The sequence below is a fragment of the uncultured Ruegeria sp. genome (assembly GCF_947489545.1).
In the GTDB taxonomy this organism is placed as follows: domain Bacteria; phylum Pseudomonadota; class Alphaproteobacteria; order Rhodobacterales; family Rhodobacteraceae; genus Ruegeria.
This window is the reverse complement of sequence record NZ_CANLDZ010000005.1, coordinates 153,497-174,618: the sequence shown is the minus strand read 5'-3', so window position 1 is coordinate 174,618 and position 21,122 is coordinate 153,497. Positions and strand designations below refer to the sequence as shown.

Genomic DNA, 21,122 nt, shown 5'->3' with positions numbered 1-21,122 from the left:
AAGGGTAGAACAACTGCCTTTCAGGACAAGAAAAAGGGAGCCGTTTGCACAGCTCCCTTTCCCGAATTTTTCTCCCCGTCGGACTGGCCGACTTAGTTATGCGCAAATCCTAAGGAAGGGGCACTCAGCGGTCAACTGCTAACCTGAACTTTTAACATACTCATCAGTTCACTTTAATGCCGGAAACTTGAAAAAAGCCGCGCCCGAAGGCACGGCCAGTCGACAGGGAGGAAGTTTGTCCCCCGCAGCATGCACCGCAAAGAGAACGACAAGACTATCGCAGTTAAAGGTTAACTTTGTATGCTGGGCATGGATCGGTGAAAGCGAAGGCAAAAGAACAGATGACAAAAGAATTGTTTATAGGCGGTGCAGGGCAGGAATACAGTCAGCCACAGGGGCTGTCCTTGAAGTACGCCAATCGTCACGGCCTGATTGCTGGCGCGACAGGCACCGGCAAGACCGTGACGCTTCAAATCTTGGCCGAGGGGTTCTCCGGCGCCGGTGTCCCGGTGTTTCTGTCTGACGTCAAAGGCGATTTGTCCGGGTTGGCCCTGGCGGGTAGCCAATCCCACAAACTACATCAGGCGTTTTTGGATCGGGCCGAGCGCATCGGCTTCTCCGATTTCTCTTACGAAGCCTTTCCGGTCACGTTTTGGGACCTATTCGGTGAGCAGGGGCACCCGGTGCGTACCACTGTTACCGAAATGGGACCATTGCTGTTGTCGCGATTGATGGAGTTGAGCGAGGCACAGGAAGGTATTCTGAACATCGCATTCCGTGTTGCCGACGAGGAAGGAATGCCGCTGTTGGACCTCAAGGATCTGCAGGCCCTTCTGGTTTGGATCGGCGAGAACCGGGCGCAGCTTTCGCTGCGCTATGGCAATGTGTCCACGGCATCGATCGGGGCGATACAGCGACGGTTGCTGGTGCTGGAAAACCAGGGCGGCACACGTCTGTTCGGCGAACCCGCTCTGGATCTGGCTGACCTTATGCGGACCGATGACGATGGGCGCGGGGTGGTCAACATTCTGGCGTCAGATCAATTGATGGGATCACCGCGCCTCTACGCAACCTTCTTGTTGTGGCTGCTAAGTGAGTTGTTCGAAGAACTGCCAGAGGTCGGTGACCCTGATAAGCCCAAGCTGGTGTTCTTTTTTGACGAAGCACATTTGTTATTTGATGACGCCCCCAAGGTGCTGGTGGACAAGGTCGAGCAAGTCGCGCGTCTTATCCGATCCAAAGGCGTCGGTGTCTACTTCATCACGCAGAATCCAGCAGATATTCCGGAAGATATCCTGGGGCAGTTGGGAAACCGCGTCCAACATGCGTTAAGGGCGTTCACAGCCCGCGACCGCAAGAATCTGCGCATGGCCGCCGAGACTTATCGCGAAAATCCAGCCTTCGACACCGAAGTTGCAATCCGCGAGGTCGGTGTTGGTGAGGCGGTTACATCGATGCTTCAGAAAAAGGGCGTACCGGGTATCGTCGAGCGCACTTTGATTCGCCCACCAGGGTCGCAACTGGGGCCGATTTCGGATGCAGAACGTCAGGCCATTTTGGGTGCATCGCCAATGGCGGCCAAATACGACACCGCGATTGACCGGAAATCCGCATTCGAAATACTTCAGGCCCGGGCGGAAGCGGCCGCAAAGGCTGCAGAGCGCGCCGAGACAGATGAAGTAACGGAACAGCAGAGCCCTATGGAGCGTGAATACGCCTCGGCCCGCAGGTATTCCGGAGCTCGGGTGGGTCGATCCTCCTCGCGCGCAGTGCGCAAGAAGGACACGTTTGCGTCAGCCATGAGTTCGGCTGTTATCAAGGAACTGAAGGGAACAACCGGTCGCCGTATTGTTCGCGGCATCCTCGGAGGTTTGTTTCGTAGCCGGTAGAAGTTGGTGGCGGCGCGATCAAAAGCGCCGCATCCTCACTTCAGCTGGCGTTGACCTTCCTGTTTGCAGTAAGCGTCAGCTTCCGGCACCGACATTTTGTCAGCCGGGAAATCAATGGCACGATCCCAGGTAACGCGGTCCGGACGATAAAGTTGGCACGTGACCACGCCTTTGGGGGTCTGAACCTTGACCGGAGTCGTTTCCAGATCTTCCGGTGAAGGAATGCATGCTGTCAGTGCCGCAAGGACGGGCAGCAGCACAGTGGCTTTGGCGAGTGGTGTCTTCATGGGATACTTTTGCTCTTTTTAGTGAGTCTCAATGATCGTTACAGATCGGCTAAGCGTGTGTGAGTGAGTGCCGACAACACAACGCACCAAGTGGCCGGTGCGGTGTCCCCGTTTAGTCAGAAAATCGTTAAGAATCAAGAAACCGGGCCGTCCTACAGGCGCAGTTTCGCTGATCTACATGGTTTTTGCTCTATTTCTCGGGGATCAGGCCTCTTGGGCTAAATCTGAGAACAATCAACAGCACAAGGCCCATGGTGAACAGTCGCATATGCGCCGCGCTTTCGATCAGATGCACCTTAAGCACGCTACCATCCGGCATGCCCGAGGTGATCAGGTTCATGATCCAAAGCCCCATAGGCTCGACCTGCACCCAAAGGAACCAGATCAAAAATGCACCTAGTACTGCTCCGAAGTTGTTTCCTGATCCGCCGACGATAACCATCACCCAGACCAGAAACGTAAAGCGCAACGGGTTATAGGTCCCCGGCGTAAGTTGCCCGTCCAACGTCGTCATCATTGCCCCGGCAATACCGCAGATCGCTGAGCCCAGAACAAAGATCTGAAGATGGCGACGGGTGACATCCTTGCCCATCGCCTCAGCTGCAACCTCGTTGTCACGAATGGCACGCATCATTCGACCCCATGGGCTTTTGAGCGCCATTTGTGCCATCCAAAGCAATGCAAGCAACACAATCATGAACAGCAGCGAGTAGCCCAGCTTCACAGACAGTGTGGATGCAATGACTGGGTCCAGACCAAACCAGTCGGCGCGTGCAATAAAGCTGGGGTCGTTTTGCAGTTCGACCTCATATCCGACCACCGGGGCCGGGCGGGGAATGCCGTAGACATTCTTGACACCGCGCGCCAACCAATCCTCATTCTTCATGACTGCGATGACAATCTCGGCAATACCAAGCGTGGCAATCGCCAGATAGTCCGAACGCAGACCCAGTGCCGTCTTGCCAATCAGCCATGCAGCCCCTGCAGCCAGCAGTCCACCTGCGGGCCAAGCCAACAGTACAGGCAGGTTCAGGCCACCGATGTTACCCGCAACTGCCGGATTGATGGCCTCGATCGCGACCGCGTTGGGATCAAAGACCGCACGATAGACAAAGAAACCAATGATGAGAATCGCGACGATGACCAGAGTTTGCGCGCGCCCCTTCGGAATTTTCTGCGCAGCCAGCACTGCGGCAACAACGGTTACTGCCCCCAGCAAAAGGGCCAACACAACACCGTAGCCACCCTCCGACCACGCCCCCGGAGTGGGAGGTGTCGACACCAAAACAACCGCCAACCCACCCAACGCCACGAAACCCATGACACCGACATTGAACAAGCCGGCAAAACCCCACTGCAGATTCACGCCAATCGACATAATGGCCGAGATCAGACCCATATTCAGGATCAGGATTGCAGAGTTCCAGCTTTGCGTGAAGCCAGTCAGCAGGATCAAACCCCCAACGACCGCGAAAAGCAGCGTGTTTTTGACTGTCTCGGTCATACCGCTTTCCCTTTGAACAGGCCTGTGGGCTTAAACAGAAGCACGATCAGCAGGATGACAAAGCTGACGGCGAATTTGTAATCGGTGGACAGAAGCTGCACCAATCCCGACGGTTCCAGATTTGCTGGAGCGATGTAAGTCAGCACCTTTTTCCAGGCATAGGTGATCGTGACCTCGGAAAAGGCGATGATGAAGCCGCCGGCAATGGCACCAAGCGGGCTGCCCAAACCGCCGACAATCGCTGAGGCGAAGATCGGCAGCAGCAACTGGAAATAGACAAACGGCTTGAAGCTCTTGTCGAGGCCATAGAGCACACCGGCAGTTGTCGCTAGGGCCGCCACCAGGATCCAAGTGATCATCACCACGCGTTCTGGATTGATCCCCGACAACAGCGCCAGATCCTCGTTATCGGAATAGGCGCGCATGGATTTTCCGGTGCGGGTCTTGTTGAGGAACCAGAACAGGGCCGCAACTGCAGCAACGGCGACCACGACCGTAATGACCTGTGATGTGCGGATCGCCAAGCCTTCGCTGAGCCCTGTCCACGCCTTGAAATCCCGTGCTTTGATCAGGAACCGCGCGCCGTCCGAAAACCTTTGGTCATCTGGGCCGATGATGAACCGGACCAGGCCGTTCATGATGAACATCACCCCCATCGACACGATCACCAGTATGACCGGTTTGGCTTTTTGTTCTCGGTAAAAGCGATAAACGAACCGGTCAGTGATCAGCACCAGAAGGATACATCCCAAGATCGCAAAGGGCAGGGCAAGAAGAGCGGTCGGTAACGGACCAAAACTGACGCCAGCGGCCTGCATACCCCATGTCACCAAGACGGCGATCATTGCACCAAAGGCCATCGTGTCGCCATGGGCAAAGTTGGAAAACCGGAGGATGCCATAGATCAAGGTGACCCCAAGCGCCCCAAGTGCCAATTGACTGCCATAGGCAATCGCAGGCACGATCACAAAGTTCGAAAGCGCAACAAGCGCGTTTAGTAAGTCCATCAATTCTTCTCACTGTCCGGGTGCGGCTTTATGGCATAGCGTTGTGAGAAGACACAACATTTTGTGGCCTGTTTTTTGGCTTTATGACGCTGCAGTACAAGGTTTTGAACAGTTACGTTGCCGTTTCATCGCATGCGGGAAAACGCTGTCTGGCGGTCGCGTCCGCCAGACATAGTTACTGCCTAAGCGTCGACCTGGATGCAGGTGCCGCGGTCGGTTCCCACATGGGGACCTTTGATCGAGAGGTCGTAGGTCATATCCTCGGTATGGATTACGAAAGTCACCACATTGCCGCCTTCGATATGAAGAAAGGTCATGTTGCCAACACCTTTCAAGATAGTCGCATCGCCGTCGATATTCTGCATCGCGATGCGACCCTTGTCACCTTTCGCAGCTTGGTTCAGACGCACTTCGCTACCGTCGCGGTCTGAGACGCAGACGAAGTGGCGTTCTTCTGCGGCGGCAGCCGTGGCGAGCAGGGAGGTCGCGGCCATGCACATCCATTTTTTCATTGTTTTTCCTGATCTTTGTCATGTTTTTGTGTTCAGAAGATCAACCAGGAGGTCAGATCAGTTTCGAAACAGAACTCTAGTTGTCGGCACCTTCTTGAGGTCAGGCGATAGGGGAATAATGTGACTGCATTTTAGCAGATCAGTGTCATTCTTTGGCTGACCAGCTTTGACGAGTGAAATGGTCTGCCTTTTGACTTTATTTTTAAATTCAATTCAATAAGTCGAAATGCTGATGTCGCACAACGAACGCAGCTTGATTGGTGTGTCACATTTTGAACAAAGTGGTCGGAGCCTCAAAAAGCAACTCCGCTCGAACTGCCAAAAGACCGGCCAACCAACGACGAAAAAAGGACGAAACTCCAGAACGCCAAAATGGTGTTAGGAAATCCATGTTTGTTACCAGTCGGAGTCACAGAGAAGGTCTTGGGTGCGGTATTTTCCGGGTTCATTCCGAAGCTTCTCGTAGACAGTTATCTGCCAGGGCAGGTCGTCATCCGTGTCTAAGTTGGCTCTGCTGTGGCTAACTTCATCCAGGTCGCCAGTCATAACTAGCGCATAACCTTTTACGTCGTAGGGAGATTCTTGTTGCCCACTGAGCCAATCCTCCAGACGGAAAGTGAACTCTCGATCATATCTGGCGTCGTCGAGATACCAAACTGGCAATGGGAGCTTGCCAGCGCGAGGATTTATGAATTCCACCCATGCTGTTACTTCCTGCCAAGTACTAAACGGATGATCAGTTTGAGGTCTTAACTCGGAAACTGATAAGTCGTGAATCAATGAGGTGTAGGTTATTTGAGCAGATTCAGCAGTTTTCTTGCAAAGAAACTGGTGGTCACACATTTGGATTATTGTGCAATCGAATTCAATAAAGTGGCTTTGTGGTACCGAATACGCCGATACGGCGGTGGATGTCATTGCAAGAAAAAATGAAGTCGCAGTAAGTTTAATCATACTCACCCCCCCAAGAAACTCTTCCGAACCTCCGGGTCCGCCAGCAATTCCTTGCCCGTTCCGCTATACGCATTCCGCCCCTGAACCAGCACATATCCCTTATCCGCGATCTCCAGCGCCTGCCGGGCGTTCTGTTCAACCATCAGGATCGGCAGCCCGGTGCGTGAAACCTCGATGATCCGGTCAAACAGTTCGTCCATTACGATTGGTGAGACACCGGCCGTCGGTTCGTCCAGCATCAGCACTTTGGGCTGGGTCATCAGTGCCCGGCCGACGGCGACCTGTTGGCGTTGGCCGCCCGACAGCTCTCCGGCCGCCTGGTTGCGTTTGTCGCGCAGGATCGGAAACAGTTCAAACACCTGCTCCATCGTCTCGGAAATGTCGTCACGACGGATGAATGCACCCATCTCAAGGTTTTCCTCGACCGTCATCGAGGTAAAGATATTCTGCGTCTGAGGCACAAACCCCATACCCCGGATCACACGATCTTGTGGCGTGAGGTTGGTGATATCCTCGCCATCCAACCGCACCGAGCCGGCGCGAACGTCCAGCATCCCGAATACGGCCTTCATTGCAGTGGACTTACCCGCGCCGTTGGGACCGCCGATGACTGCGATTTCACCTTTATCAACGGCGATGGTGCAGTCATGCAGGATGTCCGGCCCTCTGCCGTACCCGCCTGTCATGGTGTCACCGATCAGGAAGGGGCCGCCTTCGACCTTGGAAACCGGGCCGCTTTTCGTGTGGGCGGGCGTCATTGTCCCAATTCCGGCGGTATTCGTGATCGAAGCGTCCTTGTTGCCGTGATCGTCCTGGTATGGGTTGTCGCTCATGCGCCAGCCTCCAGCTTGTCTTTGTTCTTCAGGCCAGTGCCAAGATAGGCCTCAATGACATGCTCATTTGCTTTGATCTCGTCGAGCGTGCCCTGAGCCAGCACCTTGCCCTCGGCCATGCAAATGACCGGGTCGCAGATCTTACCGATGAAATCCATGTCGTGTTCGATAACGACAAAGGTGTATCCGCGTTCTTTGTTCAGGCGCAGGATCGTGTCAGCGATGGTCATCAACAGGGTGCGGTTCACACCGGCGCCGACCTCGTCCAGAAACACGATTTTGGCGTCGACCATCATGGTGCGGCCAAGTTCCAGCAGCTTTTTCTGCCCGCCCGAGACCTGACCGGCCTTATGATCGGCCAGATGTTCGATGGTCAGAAATTCCAGAACCTCGTCTGCTTTGGCTTTCAGTGCACGCTCTTCATCCGCGATCCGTTTGCGTCCGAACCAGGTGTTCCACAGCGATTCACCGGATTGCGCGCCGGGCACCATCATCAGGTTTTCGCGGCAGGACATTGATGAGAATTCGTGCGCGATCTGGAAGGTTCGCAGCAGGCCTTTATGAAACAGATCGTGTGGGGGCAGGCCAGTGATATCTTCGCCATCCATGAACACCCTGCCACTGGTGGGCGGCAAAACCCCGGCGATGACGTTGAACAGAGTGGTTTTTCCGGCCCCGTTTGGCCCGATCAGGCCAGTGATCGACCCTTGTTCGATTTCCAGCGATGCCCCATCCACCGCGTGAAATCCGCCGAAATGCTTGTGCACGTCTTCAACGACGATCATGTTTTCCCCTTGCCTCATCCCCGAAAAACAGGTGCGGCCTTTTGTCATTGAAACAGCCCAGGCACAAGGCCCGGGCTGCTTTGTTTTCGAGCTGTTTACTTCAGATCAACGGAAGCTGACGGTCTTGTTTTCACCGTCGGTCACTTCGATCTCGCGGTAGGAGCCCGCGCTTTCACCGGGGCCGATCAGCTCAACACCGGATGCTCCGACATAGTCGATCTCTTCGCCTGCTGCCAAAAGCTCCAGACCCTTGGCCAGTTCACCCGGATAGATTTTTTCACCTGGTGCGTTGGCCACATCCATGACTTTCGCGGCATAATCTGCAGGGGTTGTCGAACCTGCGGCCTGCATGGCTAGCATGAACAGCGCCGCTGCGTCGTAAGATTCAGGCGAATACGGAGATGATCCGTCAAAGCCTGCAGCTTCGGACAGGGCAAAGTACTTTTCAGCACCTTCACCACCCGAACCCGCGATCTGACCGAACGAGCCGTTCAGGTCAGCGCCCACATTGGCAGGCAGCGAGTCACCGATCATCCCGCCGGGCAGACCGAACGTGTCGAACGCGCCGCTGTCCAGCGAGGATTGGATAATACCCAGACCACCTTGATCCAGATAACCCGCGACGACAAGAATGTCGCCTCCGGCCGAGGCCAGCGCTCCAACTTCGGCCGAGTAATCCGCCTTGCCGTCTTCATGCGCAGCCACGATGGTCACTTCGCCACCGGCAGCTTCGAACGAAGACTGGATCGCGTCGGCCAGACCTTTGCCATAGTCGTTGTTGGTGTAGGTCAGCGCGATAGAGTTGATGCCGCGATCTTGCAGGATGTCCGCCATCACCTGACCTTCACGCGCGTCCGAAGGCGCGGTGCGGAAGAACAGGCCATTGTCTTCCATGGTCGACAGACCGGGCGAGGTAGCAGAGGGTGAGATCATCACCATACCGTTCGGAATGGCGACATTCTGCAGAATCGCACCTGTCACACCCGAGCAGTCTCCGCCGATGATGCCAGCAACACCGTCGGCAATCATACGTTCGCCGTTCGATGTGGACAGACCGTTGTCGATACAACCCGTGTCTGCACGCATACCAACGACCGTGGCCCCATCAAGCAGTTTGCCCGATTCTGTAACTTCGGCGATTGCCATCTCGGCTCCTGAGCCCATCGCGGGGGCCAGCGATTCGATCGGGCCGGTAAACCCGATCAGAATACCCAGTTTGACATCTTCGGCCATTGCGGCGCCCGCCAACAATGCGGTTGCTGCAGTTGCAGTAAGCAGCTTTTTCATATGGTTACTCCCTGATTTTATCTTCTTTCTGCGCACGACCCTAGGCAAGCTGCTCAAAAAAGAAAAGTCCTAACGAAAAAGTGCTTTTGCATACATTAATTCTATTTGTTTTGTTGGCGCTGCCGGGTTTCGGTGGTGTTTCAATACTTGGTGGAGGGCGAAGATGATCCGGCTTGTTGCGATTCTTATTTTGACTTGGGCGAGCGGTACGGCCCATGCGGACACATTGCAAACTGCGTCAGGCCCAGTCCGTGTCACGCAAATGTTGAAAGGTCTGGACACGCCGTGGGCCGTGGGCATTTTGCCGGACGGTAGTTTCCTGGTTACGGAACGCGACGGCGACCTGCTTTACGTCAGCAATGGCAAAGCGCTGCGTGTGTCTGGCGTGCCCAAGGTTGCTGCATCGGGGCAGGGTGGTTTGCTAGATGTCACCGTCGCAGAAGATTTCAGCCAAAGCCGAGAGGTGTTTCTGTCCTTCTCTAAACCGCAAGCAGATGGGGCCGGAACGGCGGTGGCCGTGGCGCGGTTGTCTGAGAATGGGCAGCGCCTGACAAATCTGCGCGTCATATTCGAGGCTATGCCCGGCGGAGCGGGTGGGCGGCACTTTGGCTCGCGCGTGGTCGAGGCCAGAGATGGCACACTGTTCGTAACTCTCGGTGATCGCGGTGACAGGCCATCCGCGCAGGACAGATCAAACCACATGGGTTCTGTCGTTCGGATTACGCGTGACGGTTCAGCGCCTGCCGACAATCCATTTATAGGGCAGCCTGATATCCGTCCTGAAATCTGGTCCTTTGGTCACAGAAACCCGCAAGGCGCCGGGTTGGACTTAGATGGGCAACTGTGGGTGTCCGAACACGGTGCGAGGGGCGGGGATGAGGTTAACACTATCCGCAAAGGATCAAACTACGGGTGGCCGGTGATCTCTTACGGTACCCATTATTCCGGGGAGAAGATCGGCGAGGGAACATCGCAAGCCGGGTTGGAACAGCCTGAACACTACTGGGACCCGTCTATCGCGCCATCGGGGTTGCTGGTCTATTCCGGTAAGCTGTGGCCCCAGTGGAGGGGTGACATCTTTGTCGGCTCGCTCAAGTTCGACTATATCGCTCACCTGGGGGGATCGCCGCTGCGCGAGGTTGAGCAGATCAAAGGGCCGGAAACCGAACGCGTTCGTGACATTGTCGAAGCTCTGGATGGATCAATCTGGTTTATATCGGTCGGGCAGGGCGCTGTGTATCGCATGACGCCCGGCTGAGACCTCAGACCGACAAACGCCCGCTTTGCGTTCCGCGTTCGCGGTAGGGCGTGGTGTTGTAATGCGCCCGGTAGCATTTCGAGAAATGGCTGGGCGAGGCAAAGCCGCAGGCAAGTGCCACGTTGATTACGCTCATATCTGTCTGCATCAGCAGGTTGCGCGCCTTATGCAACCGCAGCTCCATATAGTAACGCTTGGGCGATCGGCTGAGGTACCGACGGAACAGCCGCTCAAGCTGTCGGGTGGACATGCCGACATCCTTGGCCAGAATCGAAGGCGAGATCGGCTCTTCGATGTTCTTTTCCATCATCAGGATAACCTGGCTGAGTTTGGGGTGACGCACACCGATGCGCGTTGGTGTCGACAGCCGTTGCGTGTCCTGGTCCGTACGGATCGAGGAATAAATCATCTGATCCGCGACCGCGTTTGCAAGATCTTCGCCAAAATCATCCGCGATCAGCTTGAGCATCAGGTCGATCGATGAAGTCCCACCGGCTGTGGTCATGCGGTTTCCATCGATCAGAAACACCGATTTGGTCAGCTCAACGCTGTCAAATTCCTCGGCGAAACTGTCCGAGTTTTCCCAATGGATCGTCGCGCGTTTGCCATCCAGCAACCCGGCTTTCGCCAATGTATAAGCCGCAGTGCACAGCCCACCAATCTTTAGCCCCTTGCGCGCTTCACGGCGCAACCAGTTCAATACGCGCTTGGTGGTAGCGGCCTGAACGTCTACGCCACCGCAGACCATTATAACCTGGTCGCGCTGTAGCTCGCCCAGGTCTGAATCCAGCTTAAACGTGGTTCCAGATGAACAGGATACGGTTTCTCCACCTTCTCCTGCCAGAGTCCATGTGTATATGGTGCGATCAGCCATACGGTTGGCGATGCGCAGGCTATCCAGAGCAGATGCAAAAGACAGCAACGAGAACTTGTCCAAAAGGACAAAAACAAAGCTAACCGGTTTATCCGTGCGGGCGTCCACAGTGACAACTTGGCGTTGCTCTTGCATGGCGATTTGTCCTTGAATTGGCGACGGCTGCACCTACGTCGCATCTGAGTTGCCAGACACCATGCTCAAAGCTTCTTTACCACGTCAAGAGGTGCAAATCGGATATGGCCACTCTTCCCTGCTTTTTGTATAGAGACCACCTGAAATATATCAGCGGAGAACTAAGCTATGACTGAGTGGCAAAAAACGAGCTGGCGCAACAAGCCCCGGGTTCAAATGCCAGAGTATACCGACGCGGCCGCGCTGGCCAAAGTCGAGGCTCAGCTTTCACAGTATCCCCCGCTGGTCTTTGCCGGTGAGGCACGGCGTCTCAAGCAACATCTCGGTGCCGCCGGTCGCGGTGAGGCCTTTTTGCTGCAGGGTGGGGATTGCGCTGAAAGCTTTGAACAATTCAGCGCGGATGCGATCCGTGACACGTTCAAGGTCATGCTGCAGATGGCCATGGTTTTGACCTATGGTGCCAAGGTTCCCGTGGTGAAAGTGGGTCGCATGGCCGGCCAATTCGCCAAACCTCGCAGCGCGCCGACCGAGGTTATCGACGGCGTAGAACTGCCCAGCTACCGTGGCGATATCATCAACGAACTGGCCTTCACGCCCGAATCCCGGATTCCGAATCCTCAGAAAATGCTGCAGGCCTACACGCAGGCCGCCGCGACTCTGAACCTGTTGCGCGCGTTTTCGACCGGTGGTTTTGCGGATATGAGCATGGTGCATTCGTGGACGCTGGGCTTTACCGATGAACAGGACGTTCAGAAGTATTCTGAAATTGCCGACCGAATTCAGGACACCATCGACTTCATGGGTGCGGCGGGGATTACCGCAGATACAACGCATGAGTTCTCGACCGTCGAATTCTACACAAGCCATGAAGGGCTGTTGCTGGAGTATGAAGAGGCGTTGACACGTTTGGATTCCACCTCGGGCAACTGGCTGGCCGGGTCCGGGCACATGATCTGGATCGGTGATCGCACCCGTCAACCCGATGGGGCACATGTCGAGTTCTGCCGCGGGGTCCAAAACCCCATCGGCCTGAAGTGCGGCCCGACCACCTCGGCCGAAGACCTCAAGGTTTTGATGTCCAAGCTGAACCCGGAAAACGAAGAGGGTCGCCTGACCCTGATCGCGCGTTTTGGCGCTGGCAAAGCAGGTGAGCATCTGCCGCGTCTGGTCAAGGCCGTGAAAGAGGAAGGCGCCAATGTCACCTGGGTTTGTGATCCGATGCATGGCAACACCATCAAGTCGGCCACAGGCTACAAAACCCGGCCTTTCGATTCTGTATTGCGCGAAGTGCGCGACTTCTTTGGTGTTCATCAGGCCGAAGGCACCATTCCCGGCGGCGTGCATTTCGAGATGACTGGTCTGGATGTCACGGAATGCACCGGTGGCGTGCGTGCAGTGACCGAAGAGGATCTGTCCGACCGCTATCATACCGCATGCGATCCACGCCTGAACGCGTCTCAGGCGTTGGAACTGGCCTTCCTTGTTGCTGAGGAACTGACCAATTTGCGTCGCGATCGTTCAAAGCGCCAAGCAAGCTAAGACATCTACGAGTTATCGGGAAGCGGCGGGTTATTGATCCGCCGTTTTTCGTTGGTCAGTCGTCTCTGGAAACGACCAGTCGGAGGTGGTTTCGGGGTCGCTTGAGTTCTGACTGATCTTCCGCAAAGCCGGCAGCATTTTCCAGTTCGGGTTTCGCGGACACGTGCATGTCTGACACCAGTTTGACGCGCCTGTCGGATATGGCAAAACGGCGCGGTGTTAAGCCAATTGTACCGTCGCTGACCATGATGCCAAGAACCCGGCTCACGTCTCCCAGGTCACTTTGTAGGGGAAGAAGTATCATGCGCGCCTGCAACCGCGCGCGACCCAGCGTGCCAGCCGACACGACACTTAGCTCTGCCGTCGCGGGTGCGGAGAGGACTTGTTCAAGCACGTCTTTCAGATCCGCTCGCGCATCAGGTTCAAAAAAGGATGTTAGCGGCATTCCCCGAACCTCCATTCCCGCGAGTTTGTTCAGATGGCTGCCAGCCAGGCGAAACCGCGCAAGGCCCGGCGCGATGCGTTCCAGAATGAACGTGTATTCCAGAGCATTCTCTAACCCGCGCGGATCAACCTGCGACCGTTTCGGAACGCCGTCGCCTGTCAGTAATGCGGTCCAGTAAGCCTCGGCCTGGCGGATCGGCGAGAGGCTGCGCCCACTGTCAAAGCGATCCATTGCGACGATCTTTCCAAATCCTGGCCCGGAACCAATCCCGAAAAAGGTTTTCATTTCCATCACCCTAACATCAAACCGCCGCCATTTTCATAAAATGCGAGACATCGCATATGTCGGCGGCCCAAAAGCCTCTGCTCTGGTCAGTTTGACTCGGGTTAAGACAATTTTGGAGTAATTCTTTAATGAATGGTTAACTTCTGCGGATCAATTGCGGCGTCAGCAAAGTCTTGCTCTGGACCGGTCAATGGCATTAGGTGCGGCAGGCGGCAGAAGCAGCGCAGTGACAGAAAGGGCAGTCATGATCAGATCCATGACCGGGTTTGCCTCGGGCAAGGGGGCATTTGGCCCGCATAGCTGGACGTGGGAACTGCGCAGCGTGAACGGCAAAGGGCTGGATTTACGCATCCGGGTCCCGGAATGGCTGACCGGGTTAGAGGTCGCGTTGCGCGGTACCCTGTCTAAGTCTCTGAGCCGCGGAAACGTGACGCTATCCATGCGTCTCAGCCGCGATGAGGCAGATGCCGAACTAGCGTTGAACGAAGCGGCGATGGCCAATGCGATGGATGCTTTGGTGAAAACACAACAGATGGCCGAGGCGCGTGGGGTGTCCCTGGCATTATCCGGTGCAACGGATCTGCTGGCGATGAAAGGGATGATGGAGGCCGGTACAGACGCTGATGATCCAGGCCCCTTGGTTGCGCATCTGACGTCCAAGTTCCCCGAACTTCTGAGTGCATTCATAGACATGCGTCAAACTGAGGGCGAAGCACTTGCTGGTGTACTGACATCTCAGTTGGATCAGGTTGCCTCTTTGACAGAACAAGCCGCAGAGATGGCTGCACAGCGCAAAGATAAGATGGCGGATGCGTTGCGTGAAAATCTGGCGCGCGTAATGGATAACACACAGGGTGCAGACCCTGATCGCGTGGCGCAAGAACTGGCTTTGATCGCGGTCAAAGCGGACATAACTGAAGAAATTGATCGTTTGATTGCCCATGTGGCAGCTGCGCGTGACCTGTTGGGTCAAGACGGGGCCGTTGGGCGCAAGCTGGATTTCCTGATGCAAGAGTTCAACCGAGAGGCAAATACACTGTGTTCAAAAGCGCAAAGCGCTGATTTGACGTCCGTAGGGCTTGAGCTGAAAGCCGTGATCGACCAGATGCGTGAACAGGTGCAAAACATTGAATAGAAATGGGAATGACTGAAATGGCGCACCGCCGGGGTCTACTAATTATTCTCTCCTCGCCTTCAGGGGCGGGAAAGTCCACTTTGGCGCGACGGCTGATGGCATGGGACAGCGACCTGGAGTTTTCGGTGTCCGCGACGACCCGCGACCCGCGCCCCGGAGAAGAGCATGGGCGCGAGTATTACTTCCTCAGCGAGGATGCCTTCAGACAGCAGGTGTCCGAAGGTCAGATGCTGGAACATGCCCACGTGTTCGGCAACTTCTACGGCTCGCCTGCAGGACCGGTGCGGGAATCGATCAATGCAGGACGGGATGTGTTGTTCGATGTGGATTGGCAGGGCGAGGTTCAGATCAGGAACTCGGATCTGGGAAAGCACGCGCTGTCGATCTTCATTCTGCCTCCATCGATCCCAGAGCTGCGACGCCGGCTGGAAACACGTGGTCAGGACAGCGAAGACGTAATCGCTAAACGCATGCTCAAAAGCTGGGACGAGATCAGCCACTGGGGGTATTACGACTACGTTCTGGTGAATGACGATCTGGATGCAACCGAAGACAAGCTGAAGACAATCGTCAGCGCAGAACGGATGCGACGGATCCAGCAGCCCAGCCTACAAGACCATGTAAGAACCCTGCAAAACGAATTTGAGGGATTGTCATGACACTCTACGCGTTGGGCGAGCACACGCCGCAGATTCACGAAGACACCTGGGTGGCACCGGATGCCAATCTGGTCGGGAAAGTTGTCCTGGAGCAGGGCGCTTCGGTCTGGTTTGGATGCACGATCCGGGCCGATCATGAAGAGATCCGTGTAGGTGCTGGCAGCAACGTTCAGGAAAACTGCGTCATGCATATCGACGCCGGATATCCTTTGATCATCGGTCAGAACTGCACCATCGGGCACAAGGTTATGCTGCATGGCTGTACGATTGGTGACAACACCCTGATCGGAATGGGTGCCATCGTTCTGAACGGCGCAAAGATCGGAAAGAACTGCCTGATTGGGGCAGGGGCGCTGATCACTGAAAACAAAGAGATCCCGGACAATTCCCTTGTTATGGGGTCGCCCGGTAAGGTTGTTCGACAACTGGACGACGCCGCTGCACGGAAAATTACGTTTAGCGCGCTACACTATCAGGAAAACATGCGCTTGTTTCGTGAAACGTTGACACAAACCTCTTAGGTACTTTGACAATCAGAGTTCCAAACCATGTCCACAGACTTACTTGAAGAACTAGTGTCAGCCATTCCTATGCCGGCATTGATGGTCGATCAGACCGAACGCATTATTGCGGCCAATACGGATGGGAAGACACTGCTCAGCCAGAATATTCAGGGTCGGCACTTCGCCACCATTCTCCGGCAACCACAGGTGATCGAGGCGATGGAGCAATGCCTGCGTACCAAAGGTCCCACCAAAACACGGCATTTGTCGAATGACGGGGCGCAGGACACGACATTTGAGGTTCAATGCCGCTACGTGAACGGCGTTGGTACCGTATCTGGTGGGGCAGTTCTGGCGATCTTTCAGGATGTCACACATCTGGATCAGGCCAGTCAGATGCGCCGCGACTTTGTGGCAAATGTCAGCCACGAATTGCGCACACCACTTACCGCGCTGATGGGGTTTATCGAAACTCTGCGGGGGCCAGCCCGCGATGATGATGCCGCGCGGGAACGGTTCCTCCAGATTATGGACGAAGAAGCCAACCGGATGAACCGCCTGGTCGGTGACTTGCTGTCCCTGAACCGGGTCGAAAGCGAAGAGCGTGTGCGTCCCAAGGAAGAGTTGGAACTGACGGGGTTGTTGCAATCGACATTGAATTCACTGCGGCCCCTGGCGGAAGATGCCGGTGTATCCTTGTCGTTGAATGCTGCGGCTGGACCGATCTCGGTGCCCGGGGATAGCGATCAGTTGCGGCAGGTCTTCACCAACCTGATTGAAAACGCCATCAAGTACGGCGGAAGCGGCGAAAGTGTTGAGGTTCTGGTCTCGGCCTCCGAAAGGGACACGGCGATGCGAGGACCCGCAGTGCGCGTGCAGATCATCGACAAAGGCCCGGGAATCGATGCCGTCCACTTGCCCCGCCTGACCGAGCGATTCTATCGCGCCGACAGTCATCGGTCGCGGCAACTGGGCGGAACCGGTTTGGGGCTCGCGATTGTAAAACACATCGTGAATCGCCATCGAGGACGTTTGCGCGTGGAAAGTGATCTGGGAAAAGGGTCTGTTTTTACAGTGATTTTGCCGCGCTAGGCTGCTTCAAATATCTGAACCAATGCCGTCAGCCTTCCCTCAACCCAAAATGATTTTTGTCATCATACCGGTGAAACTCGCCGCTTGTCATGAAACCGTTACACACTTGTCACAAAAGGCTTACGCACGATCCATAGGGGTGCGCTCAGGATCATCATGGGGGTGATCGCAAATGTACTTTCTCAAGGAGACTGAAATGTCCTTTGCAAAACTGTCGGCTTCGGCTCTTGCCATCGCTGCTGTATCGGCAACAACTGCTGCTGCTCGTGACAATGTTCAGGTTGCAGGGTCGTCGACCGTGCTGCCGTACGCATCGATCGTCGCCGAGTTGTTTGGAGAAAACACCGACTTCCCAACGCCTGTTGTTGAATCGGGTGGTTCTTCTGCCGGCCTGAAGCGTTTCTGTGAAGGTGTTGGTGAAAACACCATCGACGTTGCAAACGCATCACGCGCCATCCGCGAAAAAGAAATCAAAGCCTGTGCCGACAACGGTGTTACCGACATCATGGAAGTGCGCATCGGCTATGATGGCATCGTGTTCGCCAGCCAGCAGTCGGGCCCTGCATTCACCGCGTTCCAGCCGGCCGATATCTACAACGCCATCGGTTCCAAAGTGATGAAAGATGGCGCGTTGGTTGATAACAGCTTCAACAACTGGGCCGAGTTCAATGGCGACCTGCCTGACGTTGAAATCGCAATGTTCATCCCTGGCACCAAGCACGGTACCCGCGAAGTGTTCGAAGACAAGGTTCTGCTGGCCGGTTGTGAAACCACAGGCGCCATGGAAGCCATGATTGCTGGCGGCATGAGCGAAGACGATGCCGAGGACGCATGCCTTGACGTTCGGACCGATGGCAAGTCGGTTGATATCGACGGCGACTACACTGAAACTCTGGCGCGTATCGACACCAACCCGAACGGCATTGGCGTGTTTGGTCTGGCGTTCTACGAGAACAACACCGACAAGCTGAAAGTCGCGACCATGGGCGACGTCGCACCGTCGACCGAAACCATCGCGTCGGGTGAATATCCGGTTTCGCGCCCGCTGTTCTTTTACGTCAAGAAAGCACATATCGGCGTGATCCCGGGCTTGAAAGAATACGCTCAGTTCTTCGTCGCTGACGAAATCGCTGGCGGTTCCGGCCCGCTGGCCAATTATGGCCTGGTGGCAGACCCTGAACTGGCATCGACGCAAGACGCGATTGCAAACGAAGCAACCATGGGTTCCGGCAGCTAAGCCGGACATTGGTCTGACATAGTGTGGGGCGATCTGAACGGCGCCCCACGCTTTTCTCGAATTCCCCAACCGGACCAGTGAGGGTGGCATGCCAATACTCTGGCTTTTTCTGATCGTCATGGCGATCGCAGCAATCGGGTACGTGCTCGGGCGGTCTCGTGCATTGCAAAGCGCCGGAGGCGACAGCCGCGATCTGCACTCCCTGCCGGTGTTCTACGGCGCAAATGTTGCTTTGAAGGCGGTTGTGCCGGCCTTTGGTCTGCTGATCATTTGGCTTCTGGCGCAACCGCTTTACGTTTCCTCTCAGGTTTCTAAAACAATCCCTGACAGTGTCATCAAAGAAGGCTCATCACGCAGCCTCGTGATGGCCGAAGTTCGGCGTACGGCGTTTGGATTGGACAACGCCGTTGCACAAGGCGACATCACCGAAGAACTGGCCCGAAACGCCCGTGCCGATGTTGCGGATATGACGCAGCGCCTCAAAGATGCCGGGCAAGTTGTCACGTCAAACATCACACAGCCAGTTCTCATGGCGGCACAAAGTTACCGGATCTTGAATTCCACCGGCTACTTGATCATGTCGATTGTCGTGATTGCCGCTGCGCTGCTAGGGGCGGCATTCAGCTGGCGTCAAACCCATTCCGAGTACCGTGCACGCAATGTTGTCGAACAAGGTATTCGCGTTCTGCTGCTGGCTGCTGCGTCGATCGCCATCCTGACAACAGTCGGAATCGTTCTGTCGCTGGTCTTCAATACGTGGGAATTCTTCAAGCTATACCCCGCGACCGACTTCTTTTTTGGCCTGACCTGGTCACCGAGTTTCTCGGGGCGTGGCGGGTCATCTGCTTTGGGTGTTCTCCCGCTGCTTTGGGGCACGCTTTACATTTCGATCGTCGCGCTTTTGGTGGCTGTTCCGATCGGCCTGTTTGCCGCGATCTACCTGAGCGAATACGCCTCGCCCCGTGTGCGCGCCTTTGCCAAACCGCTGCTTGAGGTGCTCGCTGGTATTCCCACTATCGTCTATGGCCTGTTCGCCTTGCTGACGGTCGGCCCGCTTTTGCTGGGTATTTTCGGCGATGGCGGGTTGGGTTGGATGAAAGCTGGAACTGCCGTGATGACGGCGGGGCTGGTTATGGGAATCATGCTCATTCCTTTCGTCTCATCGCTGTCGGACGACATCATAAATGCGGTGCCGCAGGCGATGCGTGATGGGTCATACGGCTTAGGCGCTACGCAGTCGGAAACCATTCGACAGGTGGTTCTCCCCGCCGCATTGCCGGGCATTGTTGGCGCGATCCTGTTGGCCGCGTCACGGGCCATTGGCGAAACCATGATTGTGGTGCTGGGGGCAGGCGCGGCCGCGCGCCTCAGCCTTAACCCGTTCGAAGCCATGACAACCGTGACCGCAAAGATCGTCAGCCAGCTGACTGGTGACGCCGATTTCGCCTCACCAGAAGCGCTTGTGGCGTTTGCGCTTGGAATGACACTCTTCATCATCACGCTGGGCCTGAACGTCTTCGCCCTCTACATCGTGCGCAAATACCGGGAGCAGTACGAATGACCGACGCAAGCATGCCAACCCCGGAAAAGGGCCGTCACTCTGTCTCGCTTACGGCACCCGATGCGCGGACGCGCAAGCGTGCGCAAGCCGAAAAACGGTTTCAGGCTTACGGGATCATTGCGATTGCAACCGGCTTGTTCTTTCTGGTTGTCCTTTTCACATCGATCCTGTCGGAAGGCATTCCGGCGTTCAAGCGCACGGTTGTGAGCGTGGAGTTCACACTGACCCAACAGGACCGCGAAGAGGCGGAAAGCGAGCTGTTCAAGACAAAGGCGTATTCTAACCTGTTCGTCACCGCGCTCAAAACCGAACTGGATGAACGCGGCTTGAACGTCGACATCAACGAAGACGCCATCGAACGCCTGTTGGGCAAGGTGGGTGGCACGATCCGTACGTTCTACAGCGAGAACCCCGACAAACTGGGGCAGCCGGTGCGGTTTGATCTGGCTGCATCCAGCAGGGTTGATGGATACTACAAAGGCCGCGTGACACGAGAGGCGATGCAAGACAGCAGGTTCTTGCAAAAAAGTGACCTTGACCTTGTGGATGCGATGGAAAAAGCGGGGATCATCAAACAGGCATTCAACTGGCCCTTTATCACTGGCGCGGATTCAGGCGTCGACAATCCGGGTGGTGCAGGTATCGGGGCGTCCGTTGTCGGGTCCTTTTTCATGATGCTGGTGGTTCTGGCCCTTTCCCTGCCAATTGGTGTCGCGGCCTCGATCTATCTGGAAGAATTCGCGCCGCAGAACCGGTTTACCGATCTCATTGAAGTCAATATCTCGAACCTTGCTGCGGTCCCGTCCATTGTGTTCGGTATCCTTGGTCTGGCGGTTTTCATCCAGTTCATGCACCTGCCGCAATCGGCGCCGCTAGTTGGCGGATTGGTTCTGACACTGATGACATTGCCGACAATCATCATCTCAACACGCGCGTCGCTTAAGGCGGTTCCGCCGTCGATCCGGGATGCGGCATTGGGGGTAGGGGCCTCGAAAATGCAGGCAGTCTTCCATCATGTTTTACCGCTGGCGGCCCCTGGTATTCTGACAGGTACCATTATCGGTCTGGCACAGGCACTTGGTGAAACCGCGCCGCTGTTGTTGATCGGTATGGTAGGCTTTGTGGCGCGAGGATATCCGGATGGGTTTGTTGCGGGTTTCACCGAAGCGAACTCGGCCATGCCAGCCCAGATTTATACCTGGGCCTCGCGCGCTGATGTTGCCTTTTACGAAAAAGCCTGGGGTGGGATCATCATCCTTCTGATGTTCCTGCTGACCATGAACATTATCGCAATTATCCTGCGCCGGCGCTTTGAACGTCGCTGGTAAATGGGGGATGTTA

At 55.8% G+C, this 21,122-nt stretch carries 20 protein-coding genes; 10 read left to right on the top strand and 10 right to left on the bottom strand.

Annotated elements, in window-relative coordinates; translation table 11 throughout:
- Positions 1-341: 341 nt before the first annotated feature.
- Positions 342-1,889 (top strand): helicase HerA-like domain-containing protein, encoded by a 1,548-nt coding sequence (locus Q1B13_RS09555; RefSeq protein ID WP_299075419.1) that lies wholly within the window; start codon positions 342-344, stop codon positions 1,887-1,889.
- A 35-nt stretch (positions 1,890-1,924) separates the two neighbouring features.
- Here Q1B13_RS09555 and Q1B13_RS09550 read toward each other — a convergent pair whose 3' ends face one another.
- From Q1B13_RS09550 to Q1B13_RS09515, 8 genes are all read right to left on the bottom strand, one after another.
- A complete protein-coding gene (locus Q1B13_RS09550; protein WP_298935446.1) occupies positions 1,925-2,176 on the bottom strand; it encodes a hypothetical protein in 252 nt (83 codons plus the stop codon).
- A 190-nt stretch (positions 2,177-2,366) separates the two neighbouring features.
- Positions 2,367-3,680, bottom strand: a complete 1,314-nt coding sequence (locus Q1B13_RS09545; protein WP_299075417.1) for a branched-chain amino acid ABC transporter permease — start codon at positions 3,678-3,680, stop codon at positions 2,367-2,369.
- Positions 3,677-4,687: a branched-chain amino acid ABC transporter permease gene (locus Q1B13_RS09540; RefSeq protein ID WP_299075414.1), complete on the bottom strand. Its 1,011-nt coding sequence runs from the start codon at positions 4,685-4,687 to the stop codon at positions 3,677-3,679. The genes Q1B13_RS09545 and Q1B13_RS09540 overlap by 4 nt, the downstream gene beginning before the upstream one ends.
- A 182-nt stretch (positions 4,688-4,869) precedes the next feature.
- Entirely contained in the window at positions 4,870-5,199 is a 330-nt protein-coding gene (locus Q1B13_RS09535) for a hypothetical protein (protein WP_298935450.1), read from the bottom strand.
- Positions 5,200-5,595: 396 nt separating this feature from the next.
- Complete coding sequence (locus Q1B13_RS09530; protein ID WP_299075411.1) at positions 5,596-6,153, bottom strand: hypothetical protein; 558 nt, start codon at positions 6,151-6,153, stop codon at positions 5,596-5,598.
- Between the two features lie 2 nt (positions 6,154-6,155).
- Positions 6,156-6,986: an ABC transporter ATP-binding protein gene (locus Q1B13_RS09525; RefSeq protein WP_299075408.1), complete on the bottom strand. Its 831-nt coding sequence runs from the start codon at positions 6,984-6,986 to the stop codon at positions 6,156-6,158.
- Positions 6,983-7,771, bottom strand: coding sequence for an ABC transporter ATP-binding protein (locus tag Q1B13_RS09520; RefSeq protein ID WP_299075405.1), 789 nt, complete (start codon positions 7,769-7,771; stop codon positions 6,983-6,985). The genes Q1B13_RS09525 and Q1B13_RS09520 overlap by 4 nt, the downstream gene beginning before the upstream one ends.
- Before the next feature lie 105 nt (positions 7,772-7,876).
- Positions 7,877-9,058, bottom strand: coding sequence for an ABC transporter substrate-binding protein (locus Q1B13_RS09515; protein WP_298935456.1), 1,182 nt, complete (start codon positions 9,056-9,058; stop codon positions 7,877-7,879).
- 163 nt (positions 9,059-9,221) lie between these two features.
- Between Q1B13_RS09515 and Q1B13_RS09510 the strand changes: the two genes are divergently transcribed.
- Positions 9,222-10,316 carry a PQQ-dependent sugar dehydrogenase gene (locus tag Q1B13_RS09510; protein WP_299075402.1) on the top strand — a complete coding sequence of 365 codons (1,095 nt, stop codon included), beginning with the start codon at positions 9,222-9,224 and terminating at the stop codon, positions 10,314-10,316.
- Positions 10,317-10,320: 4 nt separating this feature from the next.
- On the opposite strand, the gene Q1B13_RS09505 is transcribed toward Q1B13_RS09510, so the two are convergent.
- Positions 10,321-11,325, bottom strand: a complete 1,005-nt coding sequence (locus Q1B13_RS09505; protein WP_298935458.1) for a GlxA family transcriptional regulator — start codon at positions 11,323-11,325, stop codon at positions 10,321-10,323.
- 168 nt (positions 11,326-11,493) lie between these two features.
- Between Q1B13_RS09505 and Q1B13_RS09500 the strand changes: the two genes are divergently transcribed.
- Entirely contained in the window at positions 11,494-12,864 is a 1,371-nt protein-coding gene (locus Q1B13_RS09500) for a class II 3-deoxy-7-phosphoheptulonate synthase (protein ID WP_299075399.1), read from the top strand.
- Positions 12,865-12,919: 55 nt separating this feature from the next.
- Here the strand turns inward: Q1B13_RS09500 and Q1B13_RS09495 are convergent, their stop codons facing one another.
- The gene (locus Q1B13_RS09495) at positions 12,920-13,594 is read right to left on the bottom strand and encodes a PAS domain-containing protein (RefSeq protein WP_299075396.1); all 675 of its coding nucleotides are present in this window, start codon (positions 13,592-13,594) and stop codon (positions 12,920-12,922) included.
- A 244-nt stretch (positions 13,595-13,838) separates the two neighbouring features.
- Here Q1B13_RS09495 and Q1B13_RS09490 point away from each other — a divergent pair, with 244 nt between their 5' ends.
- The 7 genes from Q1B13_RS09490 (at position 13,839) to pstA (ending at position 21,109) form a co-directional block, all read left to right on the top strand.
- A complete protein-coding gene (locus Q1B13_RS09490; protein ID WP_299075393.1) occupies positions 13,839-14,729 on the top strand; it encodes a YicC/YloC family endoribonuclease in 891 nt (296 codons plus the stop codon).
- A 17-nt stretch (positions 14,730-14,746) separates the two neighbouring features.
- Positions 14,747-15,388 carry a guanylate kinase gene (gmk, locus tag Q1B13_RS09485; RefSeq protein ID WP_299076634.1) on the top strand — a complete coding sequence of 214 codons (642 nt, stop codon included), beginning with the start codon at positions 14,747-14,749 and terminating at the stop codon, positions 15,386-15,388.
- Positions 15,385-15,909, top strand: coding sequence for a gamma carbonic anhydrase family protein (locus tag Q1B13_RS09480; protein WP_299075389.1), 525 nt, complete (start codon positions 15,385-15,387; stop codon positions 15,907-15,909). The genes gmk and Q1B13_RS09480 overlap by 4 nt, the downstream gene beginning before the upstream one ends.
- A gap of 27 nt (positions 15,910-15,936) precedes the next feature.
- The gene (locus tag Q1B13_RS09475; protein WP_299075386.1) at positions 15,937-16,983 is read left to right on the top strand and encodes an ATP-binding protein; all 1,047 of its coding nucleotides are present in this window, start codon (positions 15,937-15,939) and stop codon (positions 16,981-16,983) included.
- 196 nt (positions 16,984-17,179) lie between these two features.
- Positions 17,180-18,220, top strand: coding sequence for a substrate-binding domain-containing protein (locus Q1B13_RS09470; RefSeq protein WP_298935467.1), 1,041 nt, complete (start codon positions 17,180-17,182; stop codon positions 18,218-18,220).
- Positions 18,221-18,308: 88 nt separating this feature from the next.
- On the top strand, positions 18,309-19,781 hold the full coding sequence (pstC, locus tag Q1B13_RS09465; protein ID WP_299075383.1) for a phosphate ABC transporter permease subunit PstC: 1,473 nt from the start codon (positions 18,309-18,311) through the stop codon (positions 19,779-19,781).
- Positions 19,778-21,109, top strand: a complete 1,332-nt coding sequence (pstA, locus tag Q1B13_RS09460; RefSeq protein WP_299075380.1) for a phosphate ABC transporter permease PstA — start codon at positions 19,778-19,780, stop codon at positions 21,107-21,109. Before pstC ends, pstA begins: the two co-directional genes overlap by 4 nt.
- The last annotated feature ends 13 nt before the right edge of the window (positions 21,110-21,122 follow it).